12 protein-coding genes are annotated in these 16566 nt (G+C 62.2%); 2 read left to right on the top strand and 10 right to left on the bottom strand.

The window, feature by feature from the left end; all coding sequences use genetic code 11:
• Positions 1 to 12 precede the first annotated feature (12 nt).
• Entirely contained in the window at positions 13 to 2418 is a 2406-nt protein-coding gene (locus U5A67_RS13505) for a glycoside hydrolase family 31 protein (protein ID WP_321814755.1), read from the top strand.
• 9 nt (positions 2419 to 2427) lie between these two features.
• Here U5A67_RS13505 and U5A67_RS13500 read toward each other — a convergent pair whose 3' ends face one another.
• The 8 genes from U5A67_RS13500 to U5A67_RS13465 all read right to left on the bottom strand — a co-directional run bounded on the left by U5A67_RS13500 (position 2428) and on the right by U5A67_RS13465 (position 12766).
• Complete coding sequence (locus U5A67_RS13500) at positions 2428 to 2931, bottom strand: molybdopterin-dependent oxidoreductase (RefSeq protein ID WP_321814756.1); 504 nt, start codon at positions 2929 to 2931, stop codon at positions 2428 to 2430.
• A 166-nt stretch (positions 2932 to 3097) separates the two neighbouring features.
• Positions 3098 to 4405 (bottom strand): replication-associated recombination protein A, encoded by a 1308-nt coding sequence (locus tag U5A67_RS13495; RefSeq protein ID WP_321814757.1) that lies wholly within the window; start codon positions 4403 to 4405, stop codon positions 3098 to 3100.
• Between the two features lie 93 nt (positions 4406 to 4498).
• Entirely contained in the window at positions 4499 to 6547 is a 2049-nt protein-coding gene (fusA, locus tag U5A67_RS13490; protein ID WP_321814758.1) for an elongation factor G, read from the bottom strand.
• Positions 6548 to 6676: 129 nt separating this feature from the next.
• Positions 6677 to 7921 carry a glycosyltransferase family 1 protein gene (locus tag U5A67_RS13485; RefSeq protein WP_321814759.1) on the bottom strand — a complete coding sequence of 415 codons (1245 nt, stop codon included), beginning with the start codon at positions 7919 to 7921 and terminating at the stop codon, positions 6677 to 6679.
• A gap of 123 nt (positions 7922 to 8044) precedes the next feature.
• Positions 8045 to 8818 carry a slipin family protein gene (locus tag U5A67_RS13480; RefSeq protein ID WP_321814760.1) on the bottom strand — a complete coding sequence of 258 codons (774 nt, stop codon included), beginning with the start codon at positions 8816 to 8818 and terminating at the stop codon, positions 8045 to 8047.
• Positions 8815 to 10359, bottom strand: coding sequence for an NfeD family protein (locus U5A67_RS13475; RefSeq protein WP_415767825.1), 1545 nt, complete (start codon positions 10357 to 10359; stop codon positions 8815 to 8817). Before U5A67_RS13475 ends, U5A67_RS13480 begins: the two co-directional genes overlap by 4 nt.
• Before the next feature lie 98 nt (positions 10360 to 10457).
• A complete protein-coding gene (locus tag U5A67_RS13470) occupies positions 10458 to 12338 on the bottom strand; it encodes a methyl-accepting chemotaxis protein (protein WP_321814761.1) in 1881 nt (626 codons plus the stop codon).
• A 113-nt stretch (positions 12339 to 12451) separates the two neighbouring features.
• Positions 12452 to 12766: a hypothetical protein gene (locus U5A67_RS13465; protein ID WP_321959708.1), complete on the bottom strand. Its 315-nt coding sequence runs from the start codon at positions 12764 to 12766 to the stop codon at positions 12452 to 12454.
• A gap of 138 nt (positions 12767 to 12904) precedes the next feature.
• On the opposite strand from U5A67_RS13465, the gene U5A67_RS13460 reads away from it, so the two are divergent.
• Positions 12905 to 13444, top strand: coding sequence for a DUF4232 domain-containing protein (locus U5A67_RS13460; RefSeq protein ID WP_321814762.1), 540 nt, complete (start codon positions 12905 to 12907; stop codon positions 13442 to 13444).
• A gap of 18 nt (positions 13445 to 13462) precedes the next feature.
• Here the strand turns inward: U5A67_RS13460 and U5A67_RS13455 are convergent, their stop codons facing one another.
• Together U5A67_RS13455 and U5A67_RS13450 are read right to left on the bottom strand one after the other, a co-directional pair.
• Positions 13463 to 14146 carry a DUF3142 domain-containing protein gene (locus U5A67_RS13455; RefSeq protein WP_415767831.1) on the bottom strand — a complete coding sequence of 228 codons (684 nt, stop codon included), beginning with the start codon at positions 14144 to 14146 and terminating at the stop codon, positions 13463 to 13465.
• A gap of 44 nt (positions 14147 to 14190) precedes the next feature.
• The gene (locus U5A67_RS13450; RefSeq protein ID WP_321814764.1) at positions 14191 to 16365 is read right to left on the bottom strand and encodes a hypothetical protein; all 2175 of its coding nucleotides are present in this window, start codon (positions 16363 to 16365) and stop codon (positions 14191 to 14193) included.
• Positions 16366 to 16566: the final 201 nt, after the last annotated feature.

Below are 16566 nucleotides of genomic sequence, written 5' to 3'. Positions count from 1 at the left end.
AGGAATCGCCAGATGGCATCGCTTTTGAATCGCCCACTTTTCCGGCTGGTCGACGACGCCGACAATCGCCTCGCGCTGCAAAGCGAGCAGGGTGCGGCGTTCGAAATCTTCGTGCTCGAAGAGGATATCGTGCGGGTGCGCGTGCTGCCCGATGGCAAGGCGCACGGCCCGCGTAGCTGGGCGATTGCGCCGGGCGCTGACGACGTGCCGTTCGAAGGACGCGACCGCCTCGATCTTTCGGGTTTTGCTTTGCCGCGTTATGCGAGCGAAAGCACGCCCGGGTATGTGCGTGTGAGCACGGCGAAAATCCGCCTGACCGTACAGCTGGACGGTGGCTTCTGTTCGTGGGAAATCAATCAGGATGGCGAATGGATTGCGGCGATGGAAGACCGCAATACGCAGGCCTATAACTTTGGCTGGTGGGACGAGCGCGTTTATCACTACGTACGCCGCCTGCCTGGCGAGATGTATTTCGGGCTGGGCGAACGCGCGGGCGAACTCAATCGCGCGAATCAGTCGTACCGCATGACCAATGTGGATGCGATGGGTTACAGCGCGAAGACGACCGATCCGCTGTACAAGCACATTCCGTTTTATCTGACGTGGCGCCCGCAGACGCAAACAGGCTTTGGCCTGTTCTACGATACCCTTGCCGATTGCACCTTCGACATGGGCCGCGAGATGGATAATTATCACGGCCACTATCGTCATTTCGTGGCCGATCACGGCGATCTCGACTATTACTTCATCGCTTCGCCGGGCACGCCGCTCGACGCGGTGCGCCGCTTTACGTGGATGACGGGCCGCCCGGCGCTGATGCCGAAATGGGGCCTCGGCTATTCGGGCTCGACCATGAGTTATACCGATGCGCCGGACGCGCAGGCGCGCATGAACGAATTCACCGATCGCTGCGCCGAACACGACATCCTGTGCGATTCGTTTCATTTGTCGTCGGGCTATACGTCGATTGGCGCGAAGCGTTACGTGTTCAACTGGAATCGCGAGAAGTTTCCCGATGTCGATGGCTTCGTGCAGCGCTATCTCGACCATGGGGTGAAGCTGTGCGCCAACATCAAGCCTTGTCTGCTGCGCGATCATCCGGAATTCGAACAGGTAGAGCGCGACGGGTTGTTGATTCGCGCGTCGAACGGCGAACCGGCGTGGGTGCAGTTCTGGGACGAAGTCGGCGCTTATCTGGACTTTACGAACCCGGCTGCCGTCGAATGGTGGAAGCAGCACGTGACCGATGCGCTATTGCGTTATGGCATTGCGTCGACATGGAACGACAATAACGAATTCGAAATCTGGTCGCCCAATGCCATTGCGCACGGCTTCGGCAAGCCATTCCCCGCGCGCGAAGCCAAGGTGCTGCAGACCATGCTGATGATGCGCGCGTCGCGCGAGGCGCAGCAGGCTTATGCACCTGAAAAGCGGCCCTATCTGGTTTCGCGTTCGGGCGGCGTCGGCATGCATCGGTATGTGCAGACGTGGTCGGGCGATAACGCCACGTCATGGGAGACGCTGCGCTACAACCTCAAGATGGGACTGGGGCTGGCGTTATCGGGCGTGTCGAATATCGGTCACGATATTGGCGGCTTTGCCGGCCCTGCGCCGGAGCCCGAATTGCTGCTGCGCTGGGTGCAATTCGGCGTGTTTATGCCGCGTTTCAGCATTCATTCCTGGAATGACGACGGCACGGTCAACGAGCCATGGATGTATCCCGAACTCACACCGAAAATCGCGCAATTGCTGAAACTGCGCTATCGGCTGATTCCCTATCTTTATCAATTGCTGCACGATTCGACTGCGCAATACGAGCCGGTATTGCGCCCGACATTCGCCGAGTTTCCCGCAGACGCGCAGTGTTACGCCGAATGCGACGACATGCTGCTCGGCAAGTCGATGCTGGTTGCGCCGGTTTTCGAAGCGGGCCAGCGCGAGCGGCAGGTCTATCTGCCGGCGGGCGCGCGTTGGGTCGATTACTGGAGCGGCCAGGCTTTCGATGGCGGCCAGACGGTGACCTTGCCCGCGCCGTGGGAGCAGCCGGTGATGCTGATCCGCGAAGGCGGTGTGATTGCGCTGAACGTTGCCGAACAGCATTTCAACCAGCGCGCCGATCGCCGCGCGTTTATCGTCGTGCCGATGGCGGGCGAGGGCAGCACGAGCGCGCGCTATGTCGAAGACGATGGCGAGTCGCGCGAAGGCGCGAGCGGCACGTGGGTCATCTCGGCGCGGGGCGAGGCGGGAACGCTTTCGATCACCGTCGCGCGCGAAGGAGACCGCGCGTTCCTGGCCGACACGATCGAACTTCAACTGCCCGCGCAGGAATCGCGCGCGATCGTGCTGGGCGCGGGGCGTATCGTCGGCGACGAGCGCGACGGCGGCTGGCGCAGGTTGACGATGAATCTGGGCGAATGACCGTCGGCGTCAGATCGACATCGCACGCACATCGATGCGTGCGAGCCGTTTGACGTGACGCGGCGCGGGCACGAGGTCCGCGCCGGAAAACAGCACAGGCGCGCCGTCCTCTTCGCTGAGCGGCACGCCACCGCATTCGTAGACGATGAGCGCCTGCTTGCCAACCGGCGTATTGAACAGTTCGTGCCACGTGAACGGAACCGCGTAGCCGTCATGGCCGATCGCGAGAAAGATCATCCGTTTGAATTCGCCGTGAACTTCGCAGTGCAGCCCGGCGTGCTCGATCAGATCGGTCAGCAACACGCCGCGATAGGGCTCGACCGTGCGAATGAAACGTTGCGTGGTGTAGCAGCGCAGATCGAAGGGCGCGCAGGTCACGGACGGGAAGGCGCGCAGCGCGTCGAGCGTGAGCGTCTGCGGGCGCAGCAGACGGCCCGTGAGTTGCAGCGTGGCCGCGTCAGGGCGCGTGGTGTTCGAAATGGCCGGAATGGCGTCGGTCGGCGCGATATCCATCGTCGGGTCTCCCGGCCTGGGCGGCCAGTCAGAGGGTCAATAACGGAGCGATATGATCGCACGTATATTACGCTTCGCGCGCGTGATTCTTCAATGCATCGTGCGGCATGGCCATTATGTCGATGCGATTATTCAGGAGTGGGGTCGGAGCGTTTGAGGTTTGCGATCAATCGCCCTCCCGAGCCTCTTCATCCATTTCCCGCAGCCAGTCCAGCCGCCCGGCGAAGCGCGCTTCCAGCCCGCGCGGAACGGGTCGATACCAATAGGGTTCCGGCACGCCATCGGGCAAATAGCGTTGGCCTGCCGCGTATCCGTGTGCTTCGTCGTGCGGATTCCGGTAGCCCTGACGACCCGTACTCAAGGCCTGCGCGGCCACGCTCAAATGCGCCGGCACCGGCCGCGCGCCGTCATGCGCGACAAACCCGCGTGCCAGCGAGAGCGCCACACCGCCCGCATTGCTCTTCGCCGCGCAGGCGAGCATCAGCACCGCCTGCGCGAGCGCCAGATCGCCTTCTTCGCCGCCGAGTAATTCGCTCGCTTTCACCGCATCGCTTGCATAGCGCAACGCACGTGGATCGGCGAGACCGATATCGTCCCAGCCGATCGCGATAATGCGTCGCGCGAGATAGCTGCGCTTCACGCCGCCGTCGAGCATGCGGGTGAGCCAATAGAGCGCGGCATCGGGATTCGAGCCGCGCACGGATTTGTGCAGCGCGGAGATCTGATCGTAGAACTGTTCGCCGCCTTTATCGAAGCGCCGCGCGCCGCGTGTAAGCAGCCCTGAAACAAAGGCCTCGTCGATAGTGCGCGTGCCCGTTGCCGTCGACAGCGTGCCAATCTGCTCCAGTAGATTCAGCAGCCGCCGTGCGTCGCCATCGGCATAACGAATGAGCGATTCCACGGCGAGCGCATCGAATTCGAGTTCAGTCAGCGCGCGTTCGCGCGTGCGTTCGAACAATTGCCGCAATTCATACGCGTCGAGCGGATGCAGCACATGCACGCGCACGCGAGCGAGCAGGGTGCGATTGAGTTCGAAGCTGGGATTTTCAGTCGTCGCGCCGATCAGGATCACTTGCCCCGCGCTTACGAAAGGCAGCAACACATCCTGCTGACCCGCATTGAGCCGATGAATTTCGTCGATAAAGAGAATCGTGCGGCGACCGGTACGCTGATAGTTTTTCCCGGCGTCATCGAGCGTTGCGCGAATTGTCTTGAGTGTGTCGAGTACCGCCGAAAGCGCGACGAATTCACCGTCGAAAGCCTGAGCGGCGAGACGCCCGAGCGTGGTTTTGCCGACGCCAGGCGGCCCCCAGAGAATCATCGAATGCGCTTCGCCGGACGCGAACGCGCGTTGCAGCGGCTTGCCTGTTCCGAGCAGATGCGACTGGCCGATTACCTCGTCGACGCTTGCGGGGCGTAGCGCCTGCGCAAGCGGCGTGCGCGGCTGGGCGTGCGATGCGAACAGATCGGCCATGAATCGCGGGCCCGGAGGGCACCCTTGAAGGCAGCGTGATGCTGCGAAGCCGCGATTATGCCGCGAGTTTCACCACAGGATGAATTGCGCGTTTCATTCGACCTCGCCGCCGCGTGCCTTATGCTGCGCCGCGAGCTTGTCCTGCTGTGCGGGCGGCACGGCATCGTAATGGCTCAATTGAATGCTGTAATTGCCATTGCCGCCTGCCATCGCATTCAGGCGCGATTGATAGTCGTTGAGTTCGGCGAGCGGCACTTTGCCTGCAATCACCATCGCATTGCCATTCACATTGCGCGTGCCGTGCACCTGTCCGCGCCGCGAAGAGAGATCGCCGATCACGTCGCCCATTGCCGCTTCGGGCATCATCACCTCGATATCGACAATCGGTTCGAGCACGATGGGCTGCGCCTTGAGCACGGCATCGATAAAGGCCTTGCGCCCGGCCGTCACGAACGCCACTTCCTTGGAATCGACGGGATGGCTCTTGCCGTCGAACACGGTCACGCGCACATCCTGCATCGGAAAACCCGCAAGCGGGCCGCTGTCGATCACCTGCTGGATGCCTTTTTCGACGGCCGGAATGAATTGCGTGGGGATGGCGCCGCCCTTGACTGCATCGACGAATTCGAAGCCCGCGCCGCGCGGCAGCGGCTCGACGCGCAACATGACTTCGCCGAACTGACCCGCGCCGCCGGTCTGCTTCTTGTGGCGGCAATGGCCTTCCGCCTTGCCGCCGATGGTCTCGCGCCATGCGATGGTGGGCGGCCGCGTGATGACTTCGAGCTTGTGCTGATCGGTCAGCCGTTCCAGCATGTAGCGCAGATGCAGCTCGCCCAGACCACGCACGACGGTCTCATTGGTGCCCGCGGGATGGCTGATGACGAGACAGGGATCTTCGGCAGTGAGTTTTTGCAGCACGTCCCAGAGGCGCTGCTCGTTGCCGCGCCGCGCGGGTTCGATGGCAAGACCGTAGATCGGATTCGGGAATTCGGGCGGCGTGAGATGGATGTTGCCGTCTTCGGGCGCGTCGTGCAGCACGTCGCCGAAGGCGATATCGTCGGCTTTCGCGACCGCACAGATATGACCCGGCCCGGCGCGCGGAATCTCGACGTGATCCTTGCCTTGCATCAGCAGCAAATGCGCGACCTTGAACGGCTGGCGGTCATTGCCGATATAAAGCTGGCTGTCGCGCGTGACCGTGCCCTGATGAATGCGAAACAGCGCAACCTTGCCGATATACGGGTCCACCACGACCTTGAAAACATGCGCGAGCACGTGTTTATCGGCGCGTGGCTCGGCTTTCACCGGCTCGGTTTTATCGCCGGTCTCGCGGTAAAACAGCGGTGGATTGCCTTCGGTCACGTTGGGCAACAGGCTCACGAAAATGTCGAGCAGTTGTGCAATGCCTGCGCCCGTTGCCGCCGATGTAAAGCACACCGGTACGAGATGGCCCTCGCGCAGCGCGCGTTCGAAAGGCTCGTGCAATTGCTCGGGACGAATCGCTTCGCCTTGTTCGAGATAGAGCTCCATCAAATCCGCATCGAGCTCGATCACCTGATCGACTAGCGCATTGTGCGCCGCTTCCACAGAATAAAAATCCGCCTCGCCGGACGGATTGAAAAAGCAATCGACTACGTCGGAGCCGCCTTTTGCAGGCAGATTGATCGGCAAACACTGCTTGCCGAAGCGCTCCTGGATCTGTGCAAGCAGTGCGGGTAAATCGACTTTCTCGCCGTCGATGCCGTTCACGATAATCAACCGGCAGAGCCCGCGCGCCTCGGCGGCGGCCATCATGCGCGCCGTGGTCATTTCGATACCGGTGCGCGCGTCGATCACGATGGCCGCGGTTTCCACCGCAGGCAAGGCGCCGATCGACATGCCCGCGAAGTCGGGATAACCGGGCGTATCGAGCAGATAAATGCGCGTGTCGCGATAGTCGAGATGCGCGAGCGCGGAGCTGAGCGAATGATGATACTTGCGCTCAAGCGGATCGAAATCGCACATTGCGGTGCCGCGTTGCACGCTGCCTTGCGCGTGTAGCGCGCCGCTCTGATGCAGCAGGGCCTCGGCAAGCGAGGTCTTGCCGCAGCCGGCGTGACCGACCAGCGCGACTGTGTGGATGGCTTCGGGGCTGTAATCCATTTGGCGATCCAATGATGTACAGAGTCATCCAGTGGGATCAATAATTTAAGGCTATTTTCTACGTGTAATCAAGTTCCCACACTACGGGAAAACGCCCGCTTTGTCATGAGAGACACACTCGGGCGTTTATCACGCCATGACGCATGTTGCCGCATTCAACGGATTCGCGGTCGCTTCCTGATAGGTACGGAGCGTGTCGCTGGCGGACTCGCCGAGAACGGCCCGCGCGGTGACAAGTGCGCTGCGCTTCCAGCTGAAGCCTGAAAGATGCTGCTCCATGGCGATGCGTTTGCCGGCCCGCTCATTTGCGTTGATGGACACCAGTTGAAGCAAACCTGCAGCGATCTCTTCGATATCGTGGGGACGTTCCACGAAGAGGGCGGCGCTCTCGCGGCTTCCTTGTTCCCTTAACGACGGCACTCTGGTGGCCAGCACGGGAACACCGCAAGCATACGCCTCCAGTGTCGGCATGCCGAAACCTTCGTACAACGGCACAAAGGCGAATCCGTGCGCGCCACTATAGAACGCGGGCATATCTTCGTCTGCTACGAAAGCGTTTGGCCGGACGATGGCAACGCCAAGGCTCGTCGCTTCATGGATACACCGTTCCAGTTCCTCCTTGTTCCAGCCATCCGCGCCAACCAGTACCAAAGAAAAGTCTTTGAGAACGGAGGCAGGCAGCGTAGAAAAGGCTTTGATCAGGCTAACGAGATTTTTTCTCGGTTCGAGGTTGCCGACAGACAGGATGTACTGGCCGCATTCAACTCCGTATTTTTTTCGAATCAATTCGGCTCGCTTTGTTTCCATCGGTCGATAGAGTTCGCGATCTACCGCCGGTGGCGCAACGTAAATGCGATCAGGATCGATGTCGAAATAATGAAGAATTCTTTCTTTTGTGAATTCGGAGACCGCTATCACATTTCCAACGCTCGATACGGTATTGGCGAGAGTGCGGGTTAGACGATCGACGTGATACTGCGTCACGCATTCAGGAATGTCGCGATAGGCCATGTCGTGTACCACGACGGCCGATGTACGCGATCGCATGGGCAATGCGTGGAAAGCAGGGAAATAGTAAGCGCCCTTGGGAAGCAGGCTGTCCATCGTGATGCCAAGTTTACGCTTGACGATCTGATGCGCTATGTTGCGGCGAAGCGAGCCGAAGGTGTATTTTCTGGAAAGATTATCGAGCGGTAAATGCTTGAGATGATCGGCGGTCTTTTTTCTCAACAATATCGAGTAAGACAGTATTCCGTCTTCAGATAAAGCATCGAGTCCGCTCGTTATACCAAGGGCGTAATGACCAATACCGCTAGGTTTCGCGCTGATGCATTCAGTACCATCGATTACGATGTCAGGTTGCGATTTCCGCATTGCAGTCGAATTGTCAGGAGGCAAGTGTAGAGCGGATGTAGTCTACAGCCATGTGGCGTTGCCGCAAAAAGCGGCGGCTAACTCCGTCTTACCGCTGCAATAGCCTCATCGTGTCACGCTCGCTCAAGGCGCTTTCGGCACCCCCAACCGCTCCATCACCGCCGAAATCAATTCAATTGGCAACGGAAACACAATCGTCGAATTCTTATCCGCGGCGATTGTGGTGAGCGTTTGCAGATACCGCAATTGCATCGCCTGCGGCTGCAACGCGAGTTTTTGCGCCGCCTGCAGCAATTGTTCGGAGGCCTGCAATTCGCCTTCTGCGTGAATCACTTTTGCACGCCGCTCGCGCTCCGCTTCCGCCTGGCGCGCAATCGCGCGGATCATCGTTTCGTTGAGATCGACGTGCTTGATTTCGACGGTCGATACCTTGATGCCCCACGCGTCCGTTTGCGAGTCGAGCGTCTTTTGAATATCGGCATTCAGTTGTTCGCGTTCGGCCAGCAACGCATCCAGTTCGTGCTTGCCGAGCACCGCGCGCAGCGTCGTCTGCGCAAGCTGGCTTGTCGCTTCGAAATAACGCGCCACCTGAATCACGGCCTTTTCCGGGTCGACCACGCGAAAATACACCACCGCATTGACCTTCACCGACACGTTGTCGCGCGTGATCACATCCTGCGAAGGCACGTCGAACACGACCGTACGCAAGTCGATACGCACGGCCTGCTGCACGACCGGCAAGATGAACACGAGGCCCGGCCCTTTGACCTTCCAGAAGCGCCCCAGCATAAACACGACGCCGCGCTCGTATTCGCGGAAGACGCGGATCGCGGAAACGGCCAGCACCACCGCGAGCACTATCAACAGACTCGAAAAGCCAAACGTAAAGCCGATCATGACGATGACCCTCCCGACGAGGTCGCTTCATGCGATTGTTTTTGATTCACAGCGGCGCCGGCCAGCGGCGCGACAGTGAGCGTGAGACCGTCGCGCGCCGTCACGCGAACGCGCGCGCCCGCCCCGAGCGGGAGCGCGCAAGCCACGCGCCAGCGCTCGCCACGCACGCGCGCCCAGCCTGTCGATGCGGCCGCACCTTCGCCCGGCGCTTGCAAGCCGTCGTCGATGATTTCGCCTTCGCTGCCCACCATCGCCTCGGAGCCCGTGACGACCGGCCGCCGCCGCGCGCGCAGCGCCACGCCCGAGACGCACGCGACGAACACCGCGCCGCCCAGCGCCAGGCCCGCCACCAGCGGCAGCGGAATGCCGTAGCCGGGCACATCGGTATCGATCAGCATCACCGCTCCGAACGCGAACGCCACGATGCCGCCCAAGCCCAGCACGCCGAAGGTCGGCAAAAACGCCTCGGCGACCAGACATCCCAGGCCGAGCAGCACGAGCCCGAGGCCCGCGTAATTCACCGGCAAAAGCTGCATCGCGAACAGACCGACCAGCAGGCAGATGCCGCCCGCCACGCCCGGCAGCACAAAGCCGGGATTGGCGAATTCGAAGAACAGGCCGTAGACGCCGATCGTCAGCAGGATCAGCGCGACATTCGGATCGGCGACGATGGCGAGCAGGCGGCTGCGCCAGTCGGGTGCGACGGCAACGAGCGGCGCATGCGCGGTGGCAAGGCGCACATTGCCCGCCGCAGTGGCGACGACGCGGCCGTCGAGCTGGCGGGCCAGATCGGCGGGATCGGGCGCGATCAGGTCGATGACGTGCTGATCGAGCGCTTCGCTGGCCGAAAGGCTCACGGCTTCGCGCACGGCGCGTTCGGCCCACGCGGCGTTGCGGCCGCGCAGTTGCGCGAGGCCGCGAATGTAGGCGGCGGCGTCGTGCGTCATCTTGCGGGCTTCGGTGGAGGCGGTGTCCCTGGGCAGCGGAGTGGAAGCGCCCGAAGGCGAGGCCGGCCCCGGCGCAGCCGGCAGGCCGGGCGTGCCCGCGCCAAGCTGGACCGGCGACGCCGCGCCGAGGTTGGTGCCTGGCGCCATCGCCGCGACATGGCTCGCGTAGACGATGTAGGTGCCCGCGCTCGCGGCCCGCGCGCCGCCCGGCGCGACGAACGCGGCCACCGGCACCGGTGAGGCGAGGACCGCCTTGACGATCTCGCGCATGGCGGTGTCGAGGCCGCCTGGCGTGTCGAGTTGGAGAATCGCGAGCGCCGCATGCTGCTGCGCGGCGCGAGTGAGCGTGCGGACGATGAAATCGGCGCTGGCGGGGCCGATTGCGCCATCGACGCTCATCACGACAACGGCGTTGCGCGGTGCCGCCCAAGCGCCGAACCGCGCACCAAGCGACGAAAGAGCGATCAACGCCGCACATAACACGGCACGCAACGCGACACGTGTTATCCGCGCCGGCCACGGCAAGTGCGCACGGCGAAGGTGAGGCGGCAGCGCGTCGGGCTCCGCCGCCCGGGTAGGGCGATGAGCGCGCATCGAAATGTCCGGAAGGGCCGTGGGATGGCCCGATGTTTAAAGCTCAGTTAAAGCTTAGGCGCTTTCCGGCCAATGCGCCGGAGAGCGCCGGGCAGTGCTTACCCCAGCGTGCTTTCCTCGCCCACCTTGAACACCGCCACCAGCCGGTCCAGTTCGGCGGCCTGCTGTTTGAGGCTTTCCGCCGCCGCCGCGCTTTCTTCCACCAGCGCCGCGTTCTGTTGCGTGACCTCGTCGAGTTGCTGCACTGCATCGCCGATCTGGCCGATGCCCGCGCTCTGCTCCACGCTCGCTGACGTAATCTCGCTCATCATCGTGCTCACGCCCTGCACCTGCGAGACCACGTCGCCCATCACGCGGCCCGCATCGGCGACCAGGCGCGAACCGGCATCGACCGTGCCCGCGCTGTGCTCGATCAGCGCCTTGATTTCCTTGGCGGCCTGCGCGCTGCGCTGCGCGAGATTCCGCACTTCCGAGGCCACCACGGCGAAGCCGCGCCCCTGTTCCCCGGCGCGTGCGGCTTCCACGGCCGCGTTGAGCGCGAGGATATTGGTCTGGAACGCAATGCTGTCGATCACGACGATGATCTCGGATATTTTGCGCGACGCGGTGCTGATCTGCTCCATCGTGCTCACCACCTGGCCGACCACTTCGCCGCCTTGCGCCGCAGCCGTGGAGGCGGTGCTCGCCATCTGCGCGGCGGTGCGGGCCGTGTCGGTGTTGTTCTTCACGGCGGCGGTGATTTCTTCCATCGACGCCGCCGTGCGTTCGAGATTGCTCGCCTGTTCCTCGGTGCGCTGGCTGAGATCGGCGTTGCCCATGGCGATCTGCGTGGAGCCGATCGCAATCGACGTGGACGAAGCGCGCACGCGGCGCACGAGCGTGCCCATCGACGCCACGAAGCGGTTGAAGGCATCGGCGAGCTGGCCGACTTCGTCGCCGGTTTCGACGGTCATCTGGCGCGTGAGATCGCCCTGGCCATTGGCGATTTCGGCGAGCAGCATGGCGGCGCGGCGCACCGGCGCGGCAATCGCGCGGCCCACCAGCAGAATCACGCCTAGCGCCGCGGCAAGACCCACCACGGCGGCGATCAGCGTGGCGGTGCGAATCGTGCGCTCGAACGGGCCGAGCAGTTCCGCCTGCGGCACCTCGACCACCACGTACGCGTTCAACTCGGGAATCAGCGAGGTGGCGATGTAGCGCGTGCCGTCGGGCGCGGGGTAGGTCATCGACGTGTAAGTCTTGCCGCCGAGCAGCGCAGCGGCGGTATCGGCAGGCATGCCGGGCATGTCCTTGAGGAAGTGCTTGCCGTCCACGAGGGCGGTATCGCGATGCATCATGATCGTGCCGTCCGGGTGCACGAGATACGCAAAACCCGTCTGGCCGATCTTGTAGCTGGAAATGCCGGCGGCGAGCGCATCGACGGACAGCGCCATGCCCGCGACGCTGTTCGAGCTGTTATCCGCGCCCTGCACACGGGCGTTGATGAACATCATGTAGCCGCCGACGGCGACATCGCGGTCCATATTCACTTCGTACGGCTTGCCGGTGGCGAGAAAGGCCTTGAGCCAGCCGTCCTGCTCGCCGATCTTGCGTTGCAGGCCCGCTTCCGTGTAGTAGTTGCCGGTTTTCGCCGAAATCCACTGCACGCTGGCGGCTTTTTCCTCCGCCTTGATATTGGCGGCGAGGCGCGTCCAGCTGGCCGCGCCGGTTTCGGGCTCGCCATCGGCTTCCCATTGCTGCAGGAAGGGATTGAGCGCGATGGCGCGCGCGGCCGTGATCGGGCCGGCGAGCTGGCGCTGGACATCGGCGCGGATGCCGTTGACGGCGGTGGGCAGTTCGTCGTTCACGACGCGCTCGCGCACGGTGCCGCCGATCAGCCAGATACTCAGCCCGCTCGAAATGCCGATAAAAATCAGCAGGCAGGTGGTCATGCTCAGAACCAGCTTGTTCTGGATGGAAAGTTTGCGCCAGATGGACATGAAAGTTTTTTGTCAGCGATGGAGAGAGGGCCCGTGCTGACGTTATCGGACGTTTTGCGCCGAAACTTCATGTGGGAAAGCAAATAACGCTTATCACGCTGCGGCGGGGCGTGTTATGGCCCCATGTGTGCCAGCGGGGAATTCAGCGGCAGCGTGGCGTCGGCGTGCAACTCGCACGTGTTAGCGTTGGACGTATTGGTTTGCTGTGCAAAAGCGAACGACGTAAAGCCGGTTGCGCTCATTGCGCCGAGTGCAGCTATCAGGCGGACTGGAATGGTCATTTCGAAGTGCTTTGATTTCGAAGGGTGGACTACACCCCAAGTATTTTCCGCACTGGCGAACGAAGCTGTGTGATCGATCGATGTGGTGTGATCGCGGTCAAATACCGTTCGGACATTTGCGCGCGCAACGATCTTTATTTCAAACATTAAATCGGTATAAGGGAAATTGCCGAGTGCGTGTCAGGAATATGAAATGCGTAAAGACGTAAAGAACCAGCTTTTGGCTTTCCATTACAATCGATTCGACTGGCTGACGCCCGAAGGCGAAAAGAGGAGCGATTGACTATGACCGGATCGAAATTCAGCAAAGCACATTTCGTGAGCCTGCTGCTGGTTGCGGCCGCATCGTTTCAAGGCGCGAACGCCTACGCCCAATCCACACCATGCCAGCCGCGCCAACTCGCACTGAGTCTTGACGATGGAGGCGGCGATTTCAACGGCATGTCGCATGGCGGCACGTATCTGATGCTGCGTAATCGCAGCGCCGTTGCGTGTTCGATTCCCGCGCGGCCTGGGATTACGTTTCTCGATTCGCACAAACACCCGCTACGCGCCGCCTTGCAAGCCATGCCCGGCATGCATCCTGGGCCGGTTTTGCTGCCGCTCGTGATTCCCCCGCAGGCGACGGTCAAAACCAGCCTGCACTGGGTAACGGGCGACGTGTTCGACGATACGCAGTGCATCGACACGGCGTATTTGCGCATTGCCATTGGCAACGGCGCCGTGAGTGCGCCGTTACGCGCGCACCTGTGTGGCCCGCGCGCGCAAGGCCCGCAATATCAGTTCGTGCCCTTCCAACCGAAACGTCCGCCCACCGATGGTTAAGTTGCGCGACGCTGCGATTCAAGGGTTGCGCAGAAACACCACATAACCGCGAAACCACGGATTCGCGGCGAGATAGTCCGGCGCATCCCACGTACCGCCTTCGATCAAGCCGATGCGAAATGGCAATTGCAGGCGCGCCACCCGCGGCAGATACGCATCGTAACGCGTGATCGTGTGGCGGCCCTGATAGGTCTGCACCACCACTTCATCGACGATCTGCTTGAGCTGGTTGACCTGACTCGCGTCGATACGGCTGCTCCAGTCGAGCAGCCCGGTGATGCTCAACCGGCAATCGGCGGGCAGTGTTTTGCGCAGCGTGCGCAGGAAATCAAGGTAGTCCTGAAGATGCAACGTGCGCGCATCGAAGTCGATCTGAATGCCCACGACTTCATGCCCCGAGCGATGTCCCCACGCACGCCAGCGCGCGAGCTGGGCCAGCATGATCTGCGTGATGCGCGGCGTCCAGTGCAGCGTATGCGCGCGATACGCCAGCCAGATTTGCGCGTGCGGCGCGTTGGGTGTCGCCGCGCCTTGGGCGATGAAGCGGACCTGCGATTCATCGCCGGGCGCGGCTTCGATCTGGCCTTGTAGCACGTAGATCGTGCGCGCATCGTGCACGACGGCCTGCGACTTCACGCCAGCCCATAGCCAGAACGCGTCGTATTGCGCGGCATCGATCGTGCTGGCCGATGCCGATGCCATCTGCGCGCACGCCAGCAGGGCCGCGCAGAATGCTTGCTTCACGTTCACCAGTAATACTTGAGCGACTGCGCCCATTGGCTCGACGGATACGTGGTTTTAAGCAGGGTGAACCAGCGCTTGCGCGTACTCTTCGGCAACTTGTTGCCGCCGCATTCGCTATAACCGCCCGGCGCAAAGCAGTTGATCGCCCGATACAGCGCATAGGCGCGGTCGTTGGCGCTGGCCTGCGAATTGCCGATCACGCTCTGATAGCTCGTCATGCGCTGATACGGCGAACCCTGAAACTCCGACGGCTTGCTGCCCAGCGTTGTAGTGTCCGCGGACGGATTGGGCGGTTCGAGCTCATAGGTATTCTCGCCGAGGCCGCTCGCTGGCGGATGGTTGCGCGCGAACTCCGCGAGACAGTTCAGGCCCTTCGGGTCGTTGGGATTCATCTGCAGCGTCGCGGCGATGTCGCGCGCCGACGGGCACGTATAGCCGTCGTCGTTCTTCGCGCCGGGCAGCGTGAACGGCTTGAGCGCATCGTTCGGCGTAGCGGGCATCAGCGCGAGATCGGCGAGGAAATCGGCATATCGGCTGCGCGTGAATTCCTTGTAGAGCAGCGTGTAGAGCGCGATATCGCGCAGCGCGCCGCTCGTGGCCTTGTTTTGCGCCTGTGCGCGCAACAGGTCGGCGTTCGCTGCGTGTTGCAGCATCATCGAGCGTAGCGCGGCGTTCTGGATGGGCGAATCGTCGGCGAAGGCGCGATTGACCAGATTGGCCTGCTCCAGATTGATTGCGAGCGCGAGTTCGAGCGCTTCGCGCTGGAGGCGCAGTTTGGCCAGCGCAATCAGATCGCTCCAGAGTTGGCGCGCCTTATCGGCCTGACCGTTGTCTTCGAGCGCGAATGCACGCAGCGCTTGCTGGCTCAGCGCGAAATAGCCGAGCGGGGCATCCGCTGCGGGCGGCGCGTCGGGCAGCAGCGCGAGCGCCTGATCCGGCTTGTGATCGACATAGACGTGATAGGTGGCGAGCAGATAGTCGTACAGCGACGGGTTGCTGGCAAAGAGCGGCTTTTGCGTCTGCAATTCGTCGAGCGTGATGGGCTTGAGTTGCGTCGAATCGAAACTCCCATTCGCACGCATGCGCATCAGATCGACGATGGCGAGAACGCCCGGCGACTTCACTTTCGTTGCATCGGCATTGCTCAAAACCAGCTTGCTGTCGAGTTCGTTGGCGAGTTGCATGAGCGGGACGTTTGACGCGTCGGGCGCCCAGCGTGCGAAGGCGCGCGCGTAGCCGTCGGCCTGCTGTACGGAATTGCCGCCGAGCCACGCCAGGCGACGCTGCAGACCTTGCGCCGAGTCGGCATATTGGCCGCCCGGATAGACCTTCAGATAGGTGCTAAAGACCGTTTGCGCGGCGTTGAGCGAAACCTGAATAACCTTGCTGCGGTCGATGTTGCTATCCGATCCGAATGCGTTGGCCTGCGCGGCATTGAGTTGCGCGCGGCCCGTCATGTAGAGCGCGGCTTCGCGCAACCACGGATCGGTGCTGTGCGAGGCGCTGGCGAAGGACTTCGTCGCGGTGAAGAAATCGTATCGATAAAACGCGTTGGCGCCGTCCAGATAGGTGGCGAACTGCTGGCCCAGCGCGCTCTTCAGGCCCGTGGGTTTGTGCCAGTCGCCTGCACTGCTGGTGTTGTTGTTGCCGCTGTCGCTCGCCGGGCACGCCTGGGCGAGATCGCTGCGTGCAGCGCGCAGACGTGCGGCTTCGTCGGCCGGCAAGCCTTTCGCGGCGCTCAAGGCGTCGTTGAAATCCGCGCTGCCCGATTCGATGCTGCGGCAGATGTTGCCTTCGCCGTCGGCATAGGTCGAACTGGCGTTGTCATCGCTGCTGCCGCCCTGCTGGCCGATATTGATCCAGCCCGAGTAGTCGTAAAGAAACGGCACCACGAGTGAATTCGTACGATCGGCTGCGGGAATTTTCTTCGGGTCCGGCAGCGTCTGCGAAAGCTGTTTGCTGTCGGCCATCAGTAGCATCGCGTTCATACGCGTGTCGTTGCCTGGGCTGAGAATCGGCAGGCCGCCGCAGGCATAGCTGGGCTGGCGTAGTGCGGCGCCGGGATAGCAGCCCGAGTCGCCGCTCGCGTGCGCGGCCGTGGCGGTCAGCAGCGGGAGCAGGCTGGCGAGCAGTCTGGCGATGGGGTGTCGAGGCAGCAACGGAGTTCTGGACGTCATGCGTGTGCAGGTGTGAGGTCGACGAAGGAATGAGCGGACGATTCTCGATCAGGTTGCACCGAGCGCGCTTGCCCAATAGGCATTTATTTGATGCGTTTCAATGTGTCGCCGAATGTGGCACCAAAATCGGCGCCACGTACTATAGCCAAAGCGCGCGCGTTGCGTTTGCCGCGCGTACGCAGGCATCGCGTTTGCTCCACG

The sequence above is a fragment of the Paraburkholderia sp. J69-1 genome, from assembly GCF_905220255.1.
Taxonomy (GTDB): domain Bacteria; phylum Pseudomonadota; class Gammaproteobacteria; order Burkholderiales; family Burkholderiaceae; genus Paraburkholderia.
The sequence above is the reverse complement of the archived record's forward strand: the minus strand, read 5'-3'. Positions and strand labels throughout refer to the sequence as shown.

Coding starts and splice junctions, on each gene's coding strand:
- U5A67_RS13480 (WP_321814760.1), bottom strand. CDS start 8,818: ATGATCGGCTTTACGTTTGGCTTTTCGAGTCTGTTGATAGTGCTCGCG.
- U5A67_RS13460 (WP_321814762.1), top strand. CDS start 12,905: ATGACCGGATCGAAATTCAGCAAAGCACATTTCGTGAGCCTGCTGCTG.
- U5A67_RS13475 (WP_415767825.1), bottom strand. CDS start 10,359: ATGCGCGCTCATCGCCCTACCCGGGCGGCGGAGCCCGACGCGCTGCCG.
- U5A67_RS13495 (WP_321814757.1), bottom strand. CDS start 4,405: ATGGCCGATCTGTTCGCATCGCACGCCCAGCCGCGCACGCCGCTTGCG.
- U5A67_RS13470 (WP_321814761.1), bottom strand. CDS start 12,338: ATGTCCATCTGGCGCAAACTTTCCATCCAGAACAAGCTGGTTCTGAGC.
- U5A67_RS13450 (WP_321814764.1), bottom strand. CDS start 16,365: ATGACGTCCAGAACTCCGTTGCTGCCTCGACACCCCATCGCCAGACTG.
- U5A67_RS13455 (WP_415767831.1), bottom strand. CDS start 14,146: ATGGCATCGGCATCGGCCAGCACGATCGATGCCGCGCAATACGACGCG.
- U5A67_RS13485 (WP_321814759.1), bottom strand. CDS start 7,921: ATGCGGAAATCGCAACCTGACATCGTAATCGATGGTACTGAATGCATC.
- U5A67_RS13500 (WP_321814756.1), bottom strand. CDS start 2,931: ATGGATATCGCGCCGACCGACGCCATTCCGGCCATTTCGAACACCACG.
- U5A67_RS13505 (WP_321814755.1), top strand. CDS start 13: ATGGCATCGCTTTTGAATCGCCCACTTTTCCGGCTGGTCGACGACGCC.
- fusA (WP_321814758.1), bottom strand. CDS start 6,547: ATGGATTACAGCCCCGAAGCCATCCACACAGTCGCGCTGGTCGGTCAC.
- U5A67_RS13465 (WP_321959708.1), bottom strand. CDS start 12,766: ATGTTTGAAATAAAGATCGTTGCGCGCGCAAATGTCCGAACGGTATTT.